The 15,647-nt window shown below is 63.1% G+C and carries 16 protein-coding genes; 7 read left to right on the top strand and 9 right to left on the bottom strand.

What is annotated here, in order from left to right; translation table 11 throughout:
• The first annotated feature begins 3 nt into the window (after positions 1–3).
• Positions 4–2,082, top strand: coding sequence for an ATP-dependent DNA helicase RecG (gene recG / locus A0O30_RS16075; protein ID WP_027609975.1), 2,079 nt, complete (start codon positions 4–6; stop codon positions 2,080–2,082).
• A gap of 78 nt (positions 2,083–2,160) precedes the next feature.
• Positions 2,161–3,564 (top strand): aminoacyl-tRNA deacylase and HDOD domain-containing protein, encoded by a 1,404-nt coding sequence (locus A0O30_RS16070; RefSeq protein WP_105947152.1) that lies wholly within the window; start codon positions 2,161–2,163, stop codon positions 3,562–3,564.
• Between the two features lie 124 nt (positions 3,565–3,688).
• On the opposite strand, the gene A0O30_RS16065 is transcribed toward A0O30_RS16070, so the two are convergent.
• From A0O30_RS16065 to A0O30_RS16050, 4 genes are all read right to left on the bottom strand, one after another.
• Entirely contained in the window at positions 3,689–4,063 is a 375-nt protein-coding gene (locus A0O30_RS16065) for a helicase (RefSeq protein WP_105947151.1), read from the bottom strand.
• Positions 4,064–4,211: 148 nt separating this feature from the next.
• Positions 4,212–4,511 carry an HU family DNA-binding protein gene (locus A0O30_RS16060; protein ID WP_016712717.1) on the bottom strand — a complete coding sequence of 100 codons (300 nt, stop codon included), beginning with the start codon at positions 4,509–4,511 and terminating at the stop codon, positions 4,212–4,214.
• A 187-nt stretch (positions 4,512–4,698) separates the two neighbouring features.
• The gene (locus A0O30_RS16055) at positions 4,699–5,847 is read right to left on the bottom strand and encodes an NAD(P)/FAD-dependent oxidoreductase (protein WP_105947150.1); all 1,149 of its coding nucleotides are present in this window, start codon (positions 5,845–5,847) and stop codon (positions 4,699–4,701) included.
• Positions 5,848–5,863: 16 nt separating this feature from the next.
• Positions 5,864–6,031 (bottom strand): rubredoxin, encoded by a 168-nt coding sequence (locus A0O30_RS16050; RefSeq protein WP_003253349.1) that lies wholly within the window; start codon positions 6,029–6,031, stop codon positions 5,864–5,866.
• A 129-nt stretch (positions 6,032–6,160) separates the two neighbouring features.
• On the opposite strand from A0O30_RS16050, the gene A0O30_RS16045 reads away from it, so the two are divergent.
• Both A0O30_RS16045 and ubiA read left to right on the top strand, forming a co-directional pair.
• On the top strand, positions 6,161–6,718 hold the full coding sequence (locus A0O30_RS16045) for a chorismate lyase (RefSeq protein ID WP_105947149.1): 558 nt from the start codon (positions 6,161–6,163) through the stop codon (positions 6,716–6,718).
• Positions 6,718–7,608 (top strand): 4-hydroxybenzoate octaprenyltransferase, encoded by an 891-nt coding sequence (ubiA, locus tag A0O30_RS16040; protein WP_105947148.1) that lies wholly within the window; start codon positions 6,718–6,720, stop codon positions 7,606–7,608. Before A0O30_RS16045 ends, ubiA begins: the two co-directional genes overlap by 1 nt.
• 120 nt (positions 7,609–7,728) lie before the next feature.
• Here the strand turns inward: ubiA and A0O30_RS16035 are convergent, their stop codons facing one another.
• Positions 7,729–8,097, bottom strand: a complete 369-nt coding sequence (locus A0O30_RS16035; RefSeq protein ID WP_060493970.1) for a hypothetical protein — start codon at positions 8,095–8,097, stop codon at positions 7,729–7,731.
• A gap of 173 nt (positions 8,098–8,270) precedes the next feature.
• On the opposite strand from A0O30_RS16035, the gene phoB reads away from it, so the two are divergent.
• The 3 genes from phoB (at position 8,271) to A0O30_RS16020 (ending at position 11,830) form a co-directional block, all read left to right on the top strand.
• Entirely contained in the window at positions 8,271–8,960 is a 690-nt protein-coding gene (gene phoB, locus A0O30_RS16030; protein ID WP_003253341.1) for a phosphate regulon transcriptional regulator PhoB, read from the top strand.
• A gap of 48 nt (positions 8,961–9,008) precedes the next feature.
• Positions 9,009–10,316, top strand: a complete 1,308-nt coding sequence (gene phoR / locus A0O30_RS16025; protein WP_105947147.1) for a phosphate regulon sensor histidine kinase PhoR — start codon at positions 9,009–9,011, stop codon at positions 10,314–10,316.
• A gap of 173 nt (positions 10,317–10,489) precedes the next feature.
• Positions 10,490–11,830, top strand: coding sequence for a hemolysin family protein (locus A0O30_RS16020; RefSeq protein ID WP_016712723.1), 1,341 nt, complete (start codon positions 10,490–10,492; stop codon positions 11,828–11,830).
• A gap of 12 nt (positions 11,831–11,842) precedes the next feature.
• Here A0O30_RS16020 and A0O30_RS16015 read toward each other — a convergent pair whose 3' ends face one another.
• The 4 genes from A0O30_RS16015 to pstB form a co-directional block, all read right to left on the bottom strand.
• A complete protein-coding gene (locus A0O30_RS16015; protein WP_105947146.1) occupies positions 11,843–12,739 on the bottom strand; it encodes a peptidoglycan DD-metalloendopeptidase family protein in 897 nt (298 codons plus the stop codon).
• 114 nt (positions 12,740–12,853) lie between these two features.
• A complete protein-coding gene (locus A0O30_RS16010) occupies positions 12,854–13,750 on the bottom strand; it encodes a response regulator (RefSeq protein WP_060499689.1) in 897 nt (298 codons plus the stop codon).
• Positions 13,751–13,913: 163 nt separating this feature from the next.
• A complete protein-coding gene (gene phoU, locus A0O30_RS16005; RefSeq protein ID WP_016712726.1) occupies positions 13,914–14,684 on the bottom strand; it encodes a phosphate signaling complex protein PhoU in 771 nt (256 codons plus the stop codon).
• Between the two features lie 63 nt (positions 14,685–14,747).
• A complete protein-coding gene (gene pstB / locus A0O30_RS16000; protein ID WP_012274853.1) occupies positions 14,748–15,581 on the bottom strand; it encodes a phosphate ABC transporter ATP-binding protein PstB in 834 nt (277 codons plus the stop codon).
• Between the last annotated feature and the right edge of the window lie 66 nt (positions 15,582–15,647).

The following is a 15,647-nucleotide window of genomic DNA, read 5'->3' as shown; positions in this document are numbered from 1 at the left end:
GTCATGAGTGAGCTGTCGAAAGTCCCGGTCACGGTACTCAAGGGCGTTGGCGAGGCCATGGCGGAAAAACTCGCCAAGGTCGGCCTGGAGAACCTGCAGGATGTGCTGTTCCACCTGCCCCTGCGCTACCAGGACCGCACCCGCGTGGTGCCGATTGGCCAATTGCGCCCCGGCCAGGATGCCGTGATCGAGGGCGTGGTCAGCGGCGCCGACGTGACCATGGGCAAGCGACGTAGCCTGGTGGTGCGACTGGGAGATGGCAGTGGCGTGCTGAGCCTGCGCTTCTACCACTTCAGCAACGCGCAGAAAGAAGGCCTGAAACGCGGCACCCACTTGCGCTGCTACGGCGAAGCCCGCCCCGGCGCTTCAGGCCTGGAAATCTACCACCCGGAGTACCGCGCACTGAATGGCGACGAACCGCCGCCCCCGGTCGAGCAGACTCTGACACCGATCTACCCGTCCACCGAAGGCCTCACCCAGCAACGCCTGCGCCTGTTGTGCCAGCAGAGTCTGGGCCTGCTTGGCCCGCGCAGCCTGCCTGATTGGCTGCCTGACGAGCTGGCCCGGGACTACCAACTGGCGCCGCTGGACGATGCCATCCGCTACCTGCACAACCCGCCGGCCGATGCCGACCTCGACGAGCTCGCCGAAGGCCAGCACTGGGCCCAGCACCGCCTGGCCTTCGAAGAACTGCTGACCCACCAGCTGTCGCAGCAACGCCTGCGTGAAAGCCTGCGTAGCCTGCGCGCACCGGTACTGCCCAAGGCCAAACGCCTGCAAGCGCAGTACCTGGCCAACCTGGGCTTCCAGCCGACCGGCGCGCAGCAGCGGGTGGCCAACGAAATTGCCTACGACCTCAGCCAGCACGAGCCGATGATGCGCCTGGTGCAGGGCGATGTGGGGGCAGGCAAGACCGTGGTCGCCGCGCTGGCCGCGCTGCAGGCGTTGGAAGCCGGCTATCAGGTGGCCTTGATGGCACCCACCGAGATCCTCGCCGAACAGCACTACATCACCTTCAAGCGCTGGCTCGAACCACTGGGCATCGAAGTGGCCTGGCTGGCCGGCAAGCTCAAGGGCAAGGCCCGGGCAGCTTCCCTGGAGCAGATCGCCAACGGCGCACCGATGGTGGTCGGCACCCACGCGCTGTTCCAGGAAGAGGTGAAGTTCAAGCACCTGGCCCTGGCGATCATCGACGAACAGCACCGATTTGGCGTGCAGCAACGCCTGGCCCTGCGCAAGAAGGGCGTGGCCGGCGAGCTGTGCCCGCACCAGTTGATCATGACCGCCACGCCTATTCCGCGCACCCTGGCCATGAGCGCCTACGCCGACCTGGACACCTCGGTACTGGACGAACTGCCACCCGGGCGTACGCCGGTAAACACGGTGCTGGTGGCCGACAGCCGTCGCTTCGAGGTCGTCGAACGGGTACGCGCCGCCTGCGCCGAGGGCCGCCAGGCTTACTGGGTATGCACGCTGATCGAAGAGTCCGAAGAACTCACCTGCCAGGCGGCCGAAAGCACCTATGAAGAACTTGGCAGCGCCTTGGGCGAACTGCGTGTGGGCCTGATCCACGGTCGCATGAAGCCTGCGGAAAAAGCCGAAATCATGGCGCAGTTCAAGGCCGGTGAATTGCAGTTGCTGGTTGCGACCACGGTCATCGAGGTAGGCGTGGACGTGCCCAACGCCAGCCTGATGATCATCGAGAACCCCGAGCGCCTTGGCCTGGCCCAGTTGCACCAGCTGCGCGGCCGGGTTGGCCGGGGCAGTGCCGTGAGCCATTGCGTGCTGCTGTACCACCCGCCACTGTCGCAGATCGGCCGCGAGCGCCTGGGGATCATGCGTGAGACCAACGACGGCTTCATCATCGCCGAAAAGGACCTGGAGCTGCGCGGCCCGGGCGAGATGCTGGGGACCCGCCAAACCGGCCTGCTACAGTTCAAGGTCGCCGACCTGATGCGTGACGCCGACCTGTTGCCAGCGGTGCGCGACGCCGCCCAGGCCCTGATCGCGCGCTGGCCGGAACACGTCAGCCCGTTGCTCGACCGCTGGCTGCGTCATGGCCAGCAATATGGCCAAGTGTGACGCCAGTCCCAGAATGGATCCAGATTTGCTCGCAGGCTGGTTATACTTCGCGTTTAAAAGAATCAGTGGATACGGACCATGACTGAAGTTGCCCTGGACACCGCAACCCCACACGCACCCTCTGTCATCAGGCTGCTGCTCGACAAGGTCGGCGTCGCCTACCGCGAGGTGGCCGAGCACCCGCACCTTCCTGCGGCTTCGCGGGTGCAGGCAGTGCTTCTCGACGACGAGGTCGGCGCCCTCATGGTGCTGTTCCCGCAGAGCCAACTGCTGGACCTCAACCGCCTGGCCGAACTGACCGGGCGCAAGCTCACCGCCGTGTCGGTGCCGCGCTTGAAGCAGATGCTCGACAAACACCAGCTCAAGGCCCTGCCAGGCATTCCGGCGCTGACCAGCTCACCGTGCCAGTACGAGAAGAGCCTGCTCGACGCCGAAACCGTCTATATCCAGTCGGGCGAAACCGGCCTGCTGCTGGAAATCGAACGCGCGCACTTCAAGCGCATGCTGGCCAAAGCCAGCGCCAGCAGCTTCGGCCAGGAAGTCGAGGCCATCAGCCCAAACCTCGACCGCCCCGATGACGACACCCGGGAAATCACCAATGCCGTGCAGGCCTTCACGGCCCGACGCATCCAGAAGCGCCTGGAAGAAACCATCGAGATCCCACCGCTGGCCGATACTGCGCAAAAGATCATCAAGCTGCGGGTAGACCCCAACGCCAGCATCGATGACATCACCGGCGTGGTCGAAACCGACCCGGCGCTGGCGGCCCAGGTGGTGAGCTGGGCGGCATCGCCGTACTACGCCTCACCCGGCAAGATCCGCTCGGTGGAAGATGCCATCGTGCGCGTGCTGGGCTTCGACCTGGTGATCAACCTGGCTCTGGGCCTGGCGCTGGGCAAGACCTTGAGCCTGCCTAAAGACCACCCGCAACAGGCCACACCGTACTGGCAGCAGTCGATCTACACCGCCGCAATCATCGAAGGCCTGACCCGTGCCATGCCGAGGGCAGAACGCCCCGAGGCCGGGCTTACCTACCTGGCCGGGCTGCTGCACAACTTCGGCTACCTGCTGCTGGCACACGTATTCCCACCGCACTTCTCGCTGATTTGCCGCCATCTGGAGGTGAACCCGCACCTGAACCACACCTACGTGGAACAGCACCTGCTGGGCATCAGCCGCGAACAGATCGGCGCCTGGCTGATGAAGCTGTGGGACATGCCGGAAGAGCTGTCGACCGCGCTGCGTTTCCAGCACGACCCGGCCTACGACGGCGAGTACTCGGCATTCCCCAACCTGGTGTGCCTGGCCACCCGTTTGCTGCGCTCGCGAGGCATTGGTTCGGGGCCGATGGAGGAGATCCCGGACGCGTTGCTGGAGCGCCTGGGGATTACCCGGGACAAGGCGGAGGATGTGGTGAACAAGGTGCTCGAGGCCGAGAACCTGTTGCGCGAGTTGGCTTCGCAGTTCCACGCACCGCATTGATTTTTCTGGGGCTGCTTTGCAGCCCTTTCGCGACACAAGGCCGCTCCCACAGGGGCCCGTGCACGCCGATCAATGTGGGAGCGGCCTTGTGTCGCGAAAGGGCCGCAAAGCGGCCCCAGCAATTTCAGCCTTTCTTCTTCGGCTTCAGGTACTTCATCAACCCCTGGAACCACATCACCAACGCCGGATTGCCCTTGATCTGGATATTCTTGTCCTGAATGCCCTGCATGAACGCCAACTGCTTGTTGCCCGCCTGCATCGTGGTAAAGCCATAGGCTGCGTCCTTGAACGCAATGGCGAAAGCCGGCTGTGCGTGCGCCCCGCCCTTGCTGCTGATGCGTTCGTTATTGACGATGAAGTGCCGGGCGACCTTGCCGTCCAGGGTCTGCATCTGGAACACCAGGTCCTTGCCCTTGAGCTGCTGCTGGAACGCCGGGTTGTTACGGCTGGCCCTGGCCATCAACAGCCCCATGGCCCAGAGAAGAAAGCGAAACTTCATCAACGCGCCTCGAATGAAAAGTGACTAGGGCGCGCAGTTTATCCCTTTCCTGAACTATTTATGCAAGTTCGAAACATTTTGCCTGCAGAAAGCACAACGGGCGCCCTGGGGCGCCCGCTTGGCTGACACGGGGGTTGTCAGGGAGCGATCACTTGCCTTTCTTGGCTGGCTTGACGGGGGCGTTGACGCTGTCGCGCAGGTTCTTGCCTGGCTTGAAGGCCACGGTGTTGCTGGCTTTGATCTTGACCGGCTCGCCGGTTTGCGGGTTCTTGCCGGTACGCGCGCCGCGATGACGTTTTTCGAAGGTGCCGAAACCGACCAGGGTCACGGTGTCCTTGTCCAGGGCGCCGGTGATGCTGTCGAGAATCGCGTTCAAAACCTGATTGGCCTTTTCCTTGGTCAGATCGGCCTTATCGGCGATGACGGCGGCGAGTTCTGGTTTGCGCATAGTGAAGCCTCTTTGACGGAATTCTTGTTGTTATGCCGTGCTGCCTTTGGGAGCAGCGCTCAAGGCACCGCAGGCTCTAATCTGCGGCAGACGGAAGTGAGAATGGCACGAGCTCCGGGGCCGCGCCAGTATCTGGGCGGCCATTGTGCGGGCAACAACAGGATAAATCCGACAGAACAGCCTCTATTTACGCCATTACGGCTGGCAACTGACGATTCAGCGCCAGCTTCTCCATCACAGCTTTCCCGGTCAGGGCGTAGCCCAGCAACTTGCCGTCTGCGCCGTGGCAGAGCACCTTGAGGTCACTGCCCTGGCCGTCCACCTGCCAAGTACCTTCGTGGCCCATGGGCGGCGGCGAAACCACCAGCGGGCAGGCCGGGGTTTTTACCGTGATCGGCATCGGCCCATATGCGACCGCCGTCAGCTTGCCGGCCAGGGTTTGCGCCAGCGCCCGGGCACAGCTCATCAGTGGCATCACGTAGAGCAGGTTGATGCCATCGACCTCGGCACAGTCGCCGAGGGCGAAGATGTTGGCGTGGGATGTACGTAATTCGCGGTCTACGCTGACGCCACGGTTGGTCTGCAAGCCGGCTGCGGCAGCCAGGTCGGTGCGCGGGCGAAGGCCGATGGCCGAAACCACCAGGTCGCAGGCGATCACGCTGCCATCCGACAGGTGCGCCTCCAGGCCTTGGGGCACTTGCTGCAAGCGGGTCAGCACCGGGCCCAGGTGGAAGCGCACGCCCAAGCCTTCCAGCCCGGCTTGTACAGCAGCCGCTGCGGCCGGGTGCAGCAGGGTCGGCATCACTTGCTCACATGGCGCCACTACCTCCACCTGGAAGCCACCCAGGCTCATGTCGTTGGCAAACTCGCAGCCGATCAGGCCGGCACCGAGAATCAGCACGCGCTGCTTGCTGACAGCGGCAGCACGGAAGCGCGCGTAGTCTTCGAGGTCGTTGATCGGGAACACCAGATGGCTGCCATCGCCTTCGATCGGCACCTGCACGGTCTGCGCGCCCCAGGCCAGCACCAGGTCGCGGTACTCCACAGCCTCCTCGCCGATCCACAGGCGCTTGTGGCCCGGGTCGATGCCGCTGATACGGGTATGGGTGCGAATCTCGGCATTCAGCTGTTCGGCCATTGCGCCTGGCTCGGCCATGACCAGGCCGTCGGCGTCTTTCTGCTTGGCAAAGCCCATGGAGAGCATGGGCTTGGAATAGGAACGACCATCGTCGGCGGTGATCAGCAGCAAGGGCGTTTGCGTATCGAGCTTGCGAAATTCACGCGCCAGGTTGTAACCCGCAAGGCCGGTACCGATGATTACCACAGGGGACGTCATGTCGTGCTTTCCTCGATTAGCCGATGGAGATCATTTCAAAGTCGCTTTTGCCAACACCGCAGTCGGGGCATAGCCAGTCTTCAGGCACATCTTCCCAACGGGTGCCGGGGGCGATGCCGTCGTCGGGCCAGCCTTCGGCTTCGTCGTAGATCAGGCCGCAGACAATACATTGCCACTTTTTCATCAGGTCTTTTTCCTTGGTGGAACTCAGGCTTTATCAGGCCGGTCTCTGGCCCTGTTTCATGCATTATGCAAGCAGTCAGGGCAATCATGCTAAGCTCGCCGCCTCTCTGGTTGTAACAAGCAGACCGACGTGTCGTACGAATCCCCGCAAGCAGCCGCTGTCGCGTGGCTGCCGTATTCACAGCTGGCGACCGGCATCGACCAGCCCACCCTTGACTGGCTGTTCGACGAGGGCTCGCTGACCCGCCGCCTGACCCGCCTCTCCAACGATCACTTCTCCGTCACCCCGCTGTTCGAGGGCTGGCAGCCACTGCGCGATGACGAATGCCAGGCGCTGGGCATTGCCGCTGGCGCCGAAGGTTGGGTGCGCGAGGTGTACCTGCGTGGCCATGGCCAACCTTGGGTGTTCGCCCGCAGCGTCGCCAGCCGCAGCGCCCTGGAGCGCGGCGGGCTGGACCTGGAAACCCTGGGCAGCCGCTCGCTGGGTGAATTGCTGTTCTGCGACCAGGCGTTCATCCGCCACCCGATTGAAGTGTGCAGTTATCCACAGGCCTGGCTGCCGACCGAAGCCACCCGCGCAGCACTGTGGGGCCGCCGCTCGCGCTTCGAACGGGGCGGCCTGGACCTGCTGGTGGCAGAAGTGTTCCTGCCAGCCTTGTGGCAAGCGGCCAAGGAGGAAAACCGCTGATGTACCTGCAACTGCTCAAGTCGCTCAACCGCCTGCACCCGCGGGCCTGGGACTTCGTCCAGCTCAGCCGCATGGACCGGCCGATCGGTATCTACCTGCTGCTGTGGCCAACCCTGTCGGCGGTATGGATTGCCGGCAACGGTTCACCTACCGTGGCCAATGTGCTGATCTTCGGCCTCGGCGTGGTGCTGATGCGCGCTGCGGGCTGCTGCATCAACGATTTCGCCGACCGTAAGGTGGATGGCCACGTCAAGCGCACTGCCGACCGGCCTCTGGCCAGTGGCCGAGTACGGCCACGCGAAGCGCTGGCGCTGTTCGCCATTCTGGTCGGGGTGAGCTTCCTGCTGGTGCTGTGCACCAACAGCCGTACGGTATGGCTGTCGTTCGGCGCAGTGGCGCTGGCGTTCTGTTACCCGTTCATGAAGCGCTACACCTATTACCCGCAGGTGGTGCTGGGTGCGGCGTACTCCTGGGGCATCCCCATGGCGTTCACGGCAGCGGGGGGCGACCTGCCGGCCAGCGCGTGGCTGCTGTACATCGCCAACCTGCTGTGGACGGTGGGTTATGACACCTACTACGCCATGGTCGACCGCGATGACGACCTGAAGATTGGCGTGAAGTCGACTGCGATCCTGTTTGGCGACGCCGACCGCACCATCATCCTGACCTTGCAGCTGCTGTCGCTGGGCTGCCTGTTGCTGGCGGGTAGCCGCTTCGAGCTGGGGGGCTGGTTCCACCTGGGGCTGCTGGGTGCGGCAGCGTGCTTTGCGTGGGAGTACTGGTCGACGCGCAAGCTGGACCGGGAGTCGTGCTTCAAGGCGTTTCTGCACAACCACTGGGCGGGGATGCTGGTGTTTATTGGCGTAGTGTTGGATTACACGTTGCGTTAAGGCTGGTGGCCCTATCGCAGGCAAGCCAGCTCCCACAGGTACGGCGCTGCCCTTGAAGCGTGCACATGACCTGTGGGAGCTGGCTTGCCTGCGATGGGCCGCGAAGCGGCCCCGGCAATCTCAGGGCTTGGCGACGTGCCAGACGTCTTTCACGCCATCACCGGTCATGTCACCGGCCTTCTTGTCCTTGACGAAGGTATACAGCGGCTTGCCGTCGTAGGCCCACTGCATCGAACCGTCGTCACGCTTGATCTGCGTCCACTTGCCCTCGGCCTTTTCGCCATCCATCACCTTCAACGGCGGCCAGTTGGTAGCGCAATCGCCATTGCACATCGACTTGCCCCCCGCATCCTTGTCAAAGGTGTACAGGGTCATGCCGGCATGATCGACCCACATGCCGTCCTTCTCCATGGCATGGTGGGCCGACGCCACCCCCGGGAGCGCCAGCGCAGCGAAAAGGGCCATCCAGCTCAGCGTTTGTCGTGTCATTGGATTCACCATAAATTCGGGGTGGGTTGCATTCTGTAGGCCGCCGCAGCGGCCCCTTGAAGCCTAGTTCAGTCACGGAATGTCGCCAGAACGGCCAACACCCTGTCACACAGCTGCAATAATTCCGTTATCTAATGCGGGCCAAGACACCGTATCCAGGAGAGGTTTTGAGCATGGTTGGCAGGAACATTCTGATCGTCGACGACGAAGCACCCATTCGCGAGATGATCGCCGTTGCCCTGGAAATGGCCGGCTATGACTGCCTGGAAGCGGAAAACTCCCAACAGGCCCACGCGATCATCGTCGACCGCAAACCGGACCTGATCCTGCTCGACTGGATGCTGCCGGGCACCTCCGGCATCGAGCTGGCCCGCCGCCTCAAGCGCGACGAGCTGACCGGCGACATCCCGATCATCATGCTCACCGCCAAGGGCGAAGAGGACAACAAGATCCAGGGCCTGGAAGTGGGTGCCGACGATTACATCACCAAACCGTTCTCGCCGCGTGAGCTGGTAGCACGCCTGAAAGCCGTGTTGCGCCGTACCGGCCCGAGCGACAGCGAGGCGCCGATCGAAGTTGGCGGCCTGCTGCTTGACCCGATCAGCCACCGCGTCACCATCGACGGCAAACCGGCCGAGATGGGCCCGACCGAATACCGCCTGCTGCAGTTCTTCATGACCCACCAGGAGCGTGCCTACACCCGTGGCCAGCTGCTGGACCAGGTATGGGGCGGCAACGTCTATGTCGAGGAGCGCACGGTCGACGTGCACATCCGTCGCCTGCGCAAGGCGCTGGGTGAAGCCTATGAAAATCTGGTACAAACCGTCCGGGGCACTGGCTACCGCTTCTCGACCAAGAGCTGATCGAGTTCAAAAGCGCCACGCTGCACGTTGTTGTACAAGGACCGTCAATTGAACCAGAACTGGCACGCGACCCTGATTCGCCATCTGCTGTTGCTGATTACCGTCTGCCTGATCGGCGGACTGGTCAGCGGCTACTATGGCTGGAGCCTGGCCATTGGCCTGGCGCTCTACCTGGGCTGGACCCTCAAGCAACTGCTGCGCCTGCACGACTGGCTGCGCAACCACCAACCCGATGAGGCACCGCCCGATGGCTACGGCCTTTGGGGCGAGGTGTTCGACAGCATCTACCACCTGCAACGCCGCGACCAGCGCGTGCGTGGCCGCCTGCAGGCCGTGATCGACCGGGTGCAGGAGTCCACCGCCGCGCTACGTGACGCCGTGATCATGCTCGACAGCGACGGCAACCTGGAGTGGTGGAACCGCGCCGCCGAGACCTTGCTGGGCTTCAAAACCCCACAGGACGGCGGCCAGCAGGTCACCAACCTGGTGCGTCACCCGCGCTTCAAGGAATACTTCGAAGCGGAGAATTACCTCGAACCGCTGGAAATCCCCTCGCCCATCAACGACCGCATGCGCGTGCAGCTGCACATCACCCGCTACGGCAACAACGAACACCTGATGCTGGTGCGCGATGTCACCCGCATTCACCAGCTGGAACAGATGCGCAAGGACTTCGTCGCCAACGTGTCGCACGAGCTGCGCACGCCGCTGACGGTCATCACCGGCTACCTGGAAACCTTGCTGGACAACGTCGAGGACGTGAACCCGCGCTGGAGCCGCGCCCTGCAGCAGATGAGCCAGCAAGGCTCACGCATGCAAACGCTGCTCAACGACCTGCTGCTGCTGGCCAAGCTGGAAGCCACCGATTACCCGTCGGACAACCAGCCAGTGGCCGTCGATGCCCTGCTCGCCGCCATCAAGAATGACGCCCAGGCCCTGTCCGGGCCACGCAACCAGCGCATCAGCCTGGAAGCTGCGCCCGGCGTGAAGCTGAAGGGCAGCGAGTCGGAGCTGCGCAGCGCCTTTTCCAACCTGGTGTTCAACGCCGTCAAGTACACCCAGGACGAAGGCAACATCCGCATCCGCTGGTGGGTCGATGCCCAAGGTGCGCATTTGTCGGTGCAAGACTCGGGGGTGGGCATTGACGCGAAGCACTTGCCCCGCCTGACCGAACGCTTCTATCGGGTGGACTCCAGCCGCGCATCGAATACCGGCGGCACCGGGCTGGGGCTGGCGATTGTGAAGCATGTGCTGATGCGTCATCGCGGCAAGCTGGAAATCAGCAGTGTGCCGGGGCATGGCAGCACCTTTACCTGTCACTTTGCGCCGGCACAATTGGCTAACGGCAAGGTTTGAGATTGGAGCTGCGGTGCAGCCCTTCGCGGGCGCGCCCGCTCCCACAGCGACCGCAATACATCCGCCACCCTTTGCTTTTACGGCTCCAGCCGCTACATTGGATCCCCTGTGCCAGCAAAAGCTGGCACTTTTTTTCTCTCTATCTCTAAGACGGACCCCGTAAAAACTCCATCATGGACCCTTCCCCTGGTATCAGCCTCACCTCGTTATTCGCCGATTTCGGCATGATCATCTTTGCCTTCCTGCTGGTGCTGCTCAACGGCTTCTTCGTTGCCGCCGAGTTCGCCATGGTCAAGCTGCGCGCCACCCGCGTCGAGGCCATCGCCGAGCAGCACGGCTGGCGCGGCAACATCCTGCGCAAGGTTCACAATCAGCTCGACGCCTACCTGTCGGCCTGCCAGCTGGGCATTACCCTCGCCTCGCTGGGCCTGGGCTGGGTCGGTGAACCGGCGTTTGCCCACCTGCTCGAGCCGCTGCTGGCGTACTTCGGGGTCGACTCGCCCGAGCTGATCAAAGGCGTCTCGTTCTTCGTCGCCTTCTTCGTCATCTCGTACCTGCACATCGTGGTCGGCGAGCTGGCGCCCAAGTCCTGGGCCATCCGCAAGCCAGAGCTGCTGTCGCTGTGGACCGCCGTGCCGCTGTACCTGTTCTACTGGGCGATGTACCCGGCCATCTACCTGCTCAATGCCAGCGCCAACACCATTTTGCGTATTGCCGGCCAAGGCGAGCCTGGCCCGCACCACGAGCACCACTACAGCCGTGAAGAGCTGAAGCTGATTTTGCACTCCAGCCGTGGTCAGGACCCAAGCGACCAGGGTATGCGCGTACTGGCGTCGGCCGTAGAAATGGGCGAGCTGGAGGTGGTCGACTGGGCCAACTCGCGTGAGGACATGGTCAGCATCGACGCCCATGCGCCGTTGAAGCAGATCCTGGCCCTGGTGCGCCGCCACAAGTTCAGCCGCTATCCGGTGTACGACGCCGAGCGCGAAGAGTTCACCGGCCTGCTGCACATCAAGGACCTGCTGCTGGAGCTGGCCGAGCTGGAGCACTTGCCCGAAACCATCGACCTGGAAGACCTTGCCCGCCCCCTGGAGCGCGTATCGCGGCACATGCCGCTGGCCCAGTTGCTGGAGCAGTTCCGCAAGGGCGGCGCGCACTTCGTGCTGGTGGAGGAAGCCGACGGCAAGGTTATCGGCTACCTGACCATGGAAGACGTGCTGGAAGTGCTGGTAGGCGATATCCAGGACGAGCACCGCAAGACCGAGCGCGGCATCCTCGCTTACCAGCCAGGCAAACTGCTGGTGCGCGGCGACACACCGCTGTTCAAGGTCGAGCGCCTGCTGGGGGTCGACCTCGACCACATCGAGGCAGAGACCCTGGCCGGGCTGGTCTACGAAACGCTCAAGCGCGTGCCTGAAGAAGAGGAAGTGCTTGAGGTCGAGGGGCTGCGCATCATCATCAAGAAGATGAAAGGGCCCAAGATCGTGCTGGCCAAGGTGCTGAAGCTGGACTGATGGCTACATCGGTCAGGGGTTGCCGGCGGTGAAGTCCGGTAACCCGCTGATCGGCCTGTCGAACCGGTAAGGTATCGACTCCAGCGCCAGCCCCACATTGCGCTGCACCACGAAATGCAGGTGCGGCCCGGTGCTGTTGCCCGTATTGCCCGACTTGGCCAGTACCTGCCCCTGCCGTACCCGCTGCCCCTCCGCCACCACCACTGAACCGCGCATCAGGTGCAAGTACACGCCCATGGTGCCGTCCGGGTGCAGGATCCTGACGAAATTCCCTGAAGGGTTGGTCCCCCGCCCGCTCTGGGTGTTTTCCGTCTTCACCACCACGCCTTCGCGCGCCGCAATGATGGTGGTGCCTTCAGGCATGGCGATGTCCATGGCGTAGCGCCCCTTTGGCCCAAAGTGGCTGACACGCCCGTTGGGCCCTTGAGTGACACGGAACGGCCCGCCAATCCACGGGAATGCGTAACGGAAGCCCTGTGGCCGCATGCCCGGGTCACCCATGGCCTGCAGCAGGGTCGAGCGGTAGTTCAGCAGCAGCCCGGGGCGCCCCCGGAGCACACTGAGCATTTGCGTGGTACGCGGCGGCAGCAAGCGGCGCACGATGCGCGGAGCATCGCCGCCTTGCGCGTTCACCAGATTGTCCAGTCGCAACTCGACCTCCACGGGTACATGCAGCTCGTTGCGCGCCGAAAAGCTCACGCCACCGTCAAAGGTCCTGGCGTTCAACAGCACCTGGCCCTCCAGCGTCTCGACCATGGGCTCGCGCAGCACCAAGGGCTTGGCGCCCGGGCCTGGCCGGTCGGAATAGGAGACCACACCGGAATCGTCAGTGATCTTGTAGAGGGTCACACCCAGGCTCGACGCCGAGACCATGAGCAATGCACAGAACAGCAGCAGGCGCGTGGGCATGATAGTGGCTTTTTGACAGTTTTGATGCCTCGAAGCCTAGCAGCGGGTTTTGCGGCGGGTATTGCAGTTGGTCGGATGGCGCAGGAGCAGCACTGTGCTGCCCCTGCTTAGGCGTCAAGCGCCAGGGGTGAAATGCTTCTGCGCTGTGCCGCGGGCAATCAAGCGCGACAGGTAATCGAGCTTCTGGGCGTCCTGATCGACGAACTTGAAGGTCAACTGCAGCCAGTCGCTGTCGGGCTTGGGCTCCAATGCCGCGACAGCATGCAGGTAGCCGTTCAAACGCGCGACTTCGGCGCTCTCACCCTGCTCCAGGTCCAGCACCGCACCTTCCAGCACTTGCGGCAGCGCTTCGCTGCGGCGTACCACCAGCAAGGCCTCCTTCAAGCTCAGTGCCTTGATCACACAGGGCTGCATGCCGCTGGCCAGTCGCAACTGGCCCTGGCCACGCCCGGTCGGTGCAGGGGCGGGTGGCGTGGGGGCTGCGGCCAATGGCTTGGTAGCCGCCGGGGCCGGTGCGGGGGCCGCCACCTTGGCCGCTTCTGGCTTGCCCCCTGTCAGGGCACTCAGCGAATCATTGGCAAACGCCGAATTCACCCGCGCCGGGCCGCTGGCCATCAGGCTGTCGAGCTTGCCGATCTTGGTCAGGGCCTTTTTTACCTTGGTCAGCAGTTGCTCGTTGGTGAACGGCTTGCCGACAAAATCGGAAACGCCCGCCTGGATCGCCTGAATGACGTTTTCCTTGTCGCCACGGCTGGTCACCATGATGAACTGCAGGTTTTTCAGCGCAGGCTGCTGGCGGCACCAGGTGAGCAGTTCCAGGCCCGACATTTCCGGCATTTCCCAGTCGCACAGGACCAGGTCGAACGCTTCCTTGTCCAGCATGGCCATGGCCTTGCGGCCGTTGACTGCGTCGTCGATGGCCATGCCCGGGAAGGCACTGCGCAGGCACTTGCGGACCAGGTCACGGATAAACGGCGCGTCATCCACAACCAGCACATTCACTTTACTCATCGATACTCCTTCTGAACCCCGACTAGCCTACTGCCAAATAATGGCCATTTGCTACAACCTGGTCACGCCGGGACTTCTTCACATCGTTCGCGGGTGCCTGCAGGCGCTCGACCGCAAACGAAAACGCCCGGCCAAGGCCGGGCGTCGATGCTCGGGAGCAACCTTACTTATCGTCAGATTCGCCCGAAACATTAGCCTTTTCGCCATCAGCGACAGCGGTGCCCTGCACTTCTGCTGTCATGCGCTTGAGGCCCATGTGACGTACGTCGGTGCCGCGAACCAGGTAGATCACCAGCTCGGAGATGTTGCGCGCATGGTCGCCAATTCGCTCCAGCGAGCGCAGGACCCAGATCACGCTCAGCACCCGCGAAATAGAGCGCGGGTCTTCCATCATGTAGGTCACCAGCTCGCGCAGCGCGGTCTTGTATTCCCGGTCGATGGTTTTGTCGTACTGGGCCACCGACAACGCCAGGTCGGCGTCGAAGCGGGCAAAGGCGTCCAGCGCATCACGGACCATGTTGCGCACCTGGTCACCGATATGACGAACCTCGACGTAGCCACGCGGCGATTCACCCTCTTCGCACAGCTGGATGGCGCGACGGGCGATCTTGGTCGACTCGTCACCAATGCGCTCCAGGTCGATCACCGACTTGGAGATGCTGATGATCAGGCGCAGGTCCGAGGCGGCTGGCTGGCGGCGGGCGAGAATACGCAGGCATTCCTCGTCGATGTTGCGCTCCATCTGGTTGATCTGCTCGTCAACCTCGCGCACTTGCTGGGCCAGGCCCGAATCGGCTTCGATCAGCGCGGTGACCGCGTCGTTGACCTGCTTTTCCACCAGCCCGCCCATGGCCAGCAGGTGGCTGCGCACCTCTTCGAGCTCGGCGTTGAACTGCTGGGAAATGTGATGGGTAAGGCTTTCTTTGTTGATCATCGTTCGCTCCGCGAAGAAGCTGCAAGCTTCAAGTAGTTCGTGTCGTTCCCTGGCGGCCGAGGCTTAGCCGTAGCGACCAGTGATGTAGTCTTCGGTCTGCTTCTTCGCCGGGTTGGTGAACAGGGTGTCGGTATCCCCGAATTCGACCAGTTTGCCCATGTACATGAACGCGGTGTAGTCCGAAACACGGGCCGCCTGCTGCATGTTGTGGGTCACGATGACGATGGTGTACTTGGATTTCAATTCGTAGATCAGCTCTTCGACCTTCAGGGTCGAAATCGGGTCCAGCGCCGAGCACGGTTCGTCGAGCAGCAGCACTTCCGGCTCCACGGCGATGGTGCGGGCGATGACCAGACGCTGTTGCTGGCCACCGGACAGGCCCAGGGCCGACTCATGCAGGCGGTCCTTGACCTCGTCCCACAGGGCTGCGCCCTTCAGCGCCCACTCGACGGCTTCGTCGAGCACGCGTTTCTTGTTGATGCCCTGGATACGCAGGCCGTAGACCACGTTCTCGTAGATGGTCTTGGGGAACGGGTTGGGCTTCTGGAACACCATGCCCACACGGCGGCGCAGCTCGGCCACGTCTTCGCCCTTGCGGTAGATGTTGTTGCCGTACAGATTGATGGCCCCTTCCACGCGGCAGCCGTCAACCAGGTCGTTCATGCGGTTGAAGGTGCGCAGCAGGGTCGACTTGCCGCAGCCGGACGGGCCGATGAAGGCGGTCACGCGTTGCTTGGGGATGTTCATGCTGACGTCGAACAACGCCTGCTTGTCGCCGTAGAACAGGCTCAGGCCCGGCACTTCGATGGCCACGGTTTCTTCGGCCAGGCGCAGGCTCTGCTTGTTGCGGCCCAGGGCAGACATGTCGATGCCGTGGGTATGGGAATCTTGCTGCATGGTCTACTCCATACGCTATCAATTCGTTTCAAAGGGCCGCCCGGCTGGTGGGCGGCACGCTTGCAA

Source organism: Pseudomonas sp. LLC-1, from assembly GCF_002992185.1.
GTDB lineage: Bacteria > Pseudomonadota > Gammaproteobacteria > Pseudomonadales > Pseudomonadaceae > Aquipseudomonas > Aquipseudomonas monteilii.
Note: the sequence above shows the minus strand (reverse complement) of the source record. Positions and strands in the feature narration are given on the sequence as shown.

Coding starts and splice junctions, on each gene's coding strand:
- recG (WP_027609975.1), top strand. CDS start 4: ATGAGTGAGCTGTCGAAAGTCCCGGTCACGGTACTCAAGGGCGTTGGC.
- A0O30_RS16070 (WP_105947152.1), top strand. CDS start 2,161: ATGACTGAAGTTGCCCTGGACACCGCAACCCCACACGCACCCTCTGTC.
- A0O30_RS16065 (WP_105947151.1), bottom strand. CDS start 4,063: ATGAAGTTTCGCTTTCTTCTCTGGGCCATGGGGCTGTTGATGGCCAGG.
- A0O30_RS16060 (WP_016712717.1), bottom strand. CDS start 4,511: ATGCGCAAACCAGAACTCGCCGCCGTCATCGCCGATAAGGCCGATCTG.
- A0O30_RS16055 (WP_105947150.1), bottom strand. CDS start 5,847: ATGACGTCCCCTGTGGTAATCATCGGTACCGGCCTTGCGGGTTACAAC.
- A0O30_RS16050 (WP_003253349.1), bottom strand. CDS start 6,031: ATGAAAAAGTGGCAATGTATTGTCTGCGGCCTGATCTACGACGAAGCC.
- ubiA (WP_105947148.1), top strand. CDS start 6,718: ATGTACCTGCAACTGCTCAAGTCGCTCAACCGCCTGCACCCGCGGGCC.
- A0O30_RS16035 (WP_060493970.1), bottom strand. CDS start 8,097: ATGACACGACAAACGCTGAGCTGGATGGCCCTTTTCGCTGCGCTGGCG.
- phoB (WP_003253341.1), top strand. CDS start 8,271: ATGGTTGGCAGGAACATTCTGATCGTCGACGACGAAGCACCCATTCGC.
- A0O30_RS16020 (WP_016712723.1), top strand. CDS start 10,490: ATGGACCCTTCCCCTGGTATCAGCCTCACCTCGTTATTCGCCGATTTC.
- A0O30_RS16015 (WP_105947146.1), bottom strand. CDS start 12,739: ATGCCCACGCGCCTGCTGCTGTTCTGTGCATTGCTCATGGTCTCGGCG.
- A0O30_RS16010 (WP_060499689.1), bottom strand. CDS start 13,750: ATGAGTAAAGTGAATGTGCTGGTTGTGGATGACGCGCCGTTTATCCGT.
- phoU (WP_016712726.1), bottom strand. CDS start 14,684: ATGATCAACAAAGAAAGCCTTACCCATCACATTTCCCAGCAGTTCAAC.
- pstB (WP_012274853.1), bottom strand. CDS start 15,581: ATGCAGCAAGATTCCCATACCCACGGCATCGACATGTCTGCCCTGGGC.